1 protein-coding gene is annotated in these 2,998 nt (G+C 32.1%); it reads right to left on the minus strand.

What is annotated here, in order from left to right:
• Positions 1-210: 210 nt before the first annotated feature.
• A complete protein-coding gene (locus tag AAIB49_RS19690; RefSeq protein WP_343459045.1) occupies positions 211-2,739 on the minus strand; it encodes a YheC/YheD family protein in 2,529 nt (842 codons plus the stop codon).
• Positions 2,740-2,998 lie beyond the last annotated feature (259 nt).

Below are 2,998 nucleotides of genomic sequence, written 5' to 3' on the forward strand. Positions count from 1 at the left end.
CCGCCTCTAAAGCGAGTTAACTTAAAAAAATGACAATAGCCTAATGAAAATGGTTCCAATCATCCAAAAACGATGATCGGAACCATTTTTTTATTATTCTTGGCTAGTTATGTCCCAGCCCCTTTAATATAATCTCTTTTGAACATCTATACATCCCCGACCTTACACTTTACTTATTATCCAAGAGATTATTAGTAAATAATATCACTTTCAAAAAGTTTCCATTTTCTTTTGATTGTTAGTTGAATTCTTTTGAGATAAATATTTAGCATACGGAATGGCGTGCTTAGCAACTTCGAATTCATAATACACAATCCCAGGTTTATTAACATTAACTTCAATTAGATATATATTTAAATCCTTGTCTATTGCTAAGTCGATACCTAATTCACTTATTTTGTTTTCGTACAGGGCATCAAATTCACTCGCAATATTTAGAGCTCTTTCCTCAATCTTGCTTTTAAGGATACTCGACTTATTTTTAGAGAAATTCCTATCCAAGAATCCTACTAATCCCCCAATATACCCACCATTTCCAGTGCTAGAAATAGTAGCATAATTGATACCAATCCGGGGATAACTATTAACAAATGACCATTCTTCATTTCCATCCTTCATAAGATGGACACGGATATCAAACGGATTGCCTTCCTTAGTTCTTGTTTCTATATACTTTTGTACAATAAATGTGCCTTTTTTAATAATATCTCTTATATACTTCGTTAATGATAATTCACTAAATTCACTAACATTGTCTCCATCAGCTACTCGATATTTATCAACATTCAATTTTTCAATATAACGTACACCTTTGGCAAATGAGCCAACTTCCGGCTTTAAGATTACTGAACCGTACTCTTGAATGTAATGGAATATATCTTTCAATCGATTAACTTTTTGATAAGGAATCATAATATCACTAAGTTGTTCTATTGCACTTAATTTATCATAAACTTCTAGTTTACTAATCGAATTTCCATAGAATTGATTAGTAAATGGAATTCCCTCTAGTTCTTCATAAACTGTATGAAAGCCCTCAATTCCTCTTGCTCGTAAACGATCATAAATTACATCAGGATAATTTACAATCATAGGTACCCATTCTTTATTTTGATAAAAGTATCCTCTTATACACATTTCATCATAATCTATATCCTTAGGAGTAAAATAAAAAAAGTGTACATTTTCATACTTTGCAACATACGCACAAGCAATCGTTAAATTATTTATCTCATTTTCCTGAACTAACATTCCAATACTTACTTGATTATCTAGTTCCGCCCATTCTAGATTCGAGTTTCGGGAATCAAAATTCCCTATACTTTTACTTTGCTTTTGAAAACTATTGGTTAGGAATATTCCATTCTTAGCAATATAAATTGCGTAACCGATTGTATTAATAGCTCTTTCTTTCTCATGATAGGTGGATTGTGGTCCATTATTTACTTCATGAAGCCAAAAACGGCCGTTTTTATCAATGGCTAAATCTAATCCTAACTCATCTAAAACCAAACCATAGAGTTTATCTAAATGATACGTTATATCTAGAGAAAGCTTCCTTAGTTCTTCCGCATACTGTTTACCCTTTGCACCATACTCGTTCGTCAAAAAAACGTCAAGTTCTTGAGTTCTACCACCTCGACTGATATTACTCAAAATACTTTTCTTATTACCTATGCGCGGATAGATTTTGGTTATCTGCCACTTTCCTTCATTATTCTTTTGAACATGAGCTCGAATATCAAATGGTTCACCAGCATTAGTACGAGCATGAATATATTTTTGAATCATATAGCTATTTTTGTTCTTTAGAATAACGTCTTGAATCCACATGGTGAATTTTTCTTTTCCTAGGATCCGTTCTTTCTTATCTTCGTGAATTATAAAGTGATTACCGTTCTTTTCTACATAATATATAAAGAGACCTTGTCTACCCATTATAGGTTTTAATACACCTTTTTGATTTTCATTTAAAAACTCTAATATTCTATCTTCATCAGTAATTATTTTAAAAGGGACTAGTAGCTCTGCAAACTTCCTATTTTCCACTACTATTTTTGGTAAATAAAATTTGTTTCCAACTCCAAAACTAGTAAAAGGAACCTCTCTTCGCAACTTCCTTTCCGTAATAGTTTGTCGCTCTCGAGATGCTATTCCTATGTTATGAATGACATTTGGAAAAGAAGAAGTAACCTCTTGCCACTTTCCATTTTGGAATACTTCTCCCGTAACTTGCTTAGCATCCATGTTAACACCTGATGAGGAAAAGAATAATAGGGTTACTCCCTGTTTCTCTGCTTCCTCAACTAAAGCATCAATTCTAGGTTTAGGATAAGCAATTCTTGGGTTAGATTCACTTAAATAGACACCGATAGTAATATCTTTATTTAGTAAACCGATCTCATCTACTTCAAATTCTTTTTGCCATTGTTTTAAGAGAGGCATTAATGAAAACTGTATTATTTCAGCAATTTTTATTAAATTATTTGTCTCTAACTCTTGAGCAATTAATAATAATGTATTTTCAATTTTCTTTTTTTCCTTTTGTCCTAATGTTAAATTAGAGTTAGCTGTTACTTTCTCAATAGCAGTAACACCATCTACGATTGAACTAAACATGAAGATACATTGGTTTAATTCCTTCTGTTTAACTAATTTTGAAAAGTGACTAGTTGCTTCAATTAATGTATCTATAATATTTTTTACCTGAAAAATAGTATTTTCTTCTAACTTGGTCATAGATGAAACTCCTTTATTGTAAATTACATAATATTAATATCGGATTAAATAATAATTTGTTTAGGGAATAAGGCGAGGATTTAAACGGAGTATAATCAAAACCACCAGTGTGAACTGGTGGTTTGCTCTGCTGCTTGAAGCCTCTTTTACCGGCCTTGGCCTTAAAGGCCCACTGAATGGTTTTCCCTTACGCACCACATCCACGCACTGATTCTAAAGAATCTCTTATATCTTTCTATTTTTTTCTCCTGTGAATGGA

The organism is Ornithinibacillus proteolyticus (assembly GCF_039581225.1).
Taxonomy (GTDB): Bacteria; Bacillota; Bacilli; order Bacillales; family Amphibacillaceae; genus Ornithinibacillus; species Ornithinibacillus massiliensis.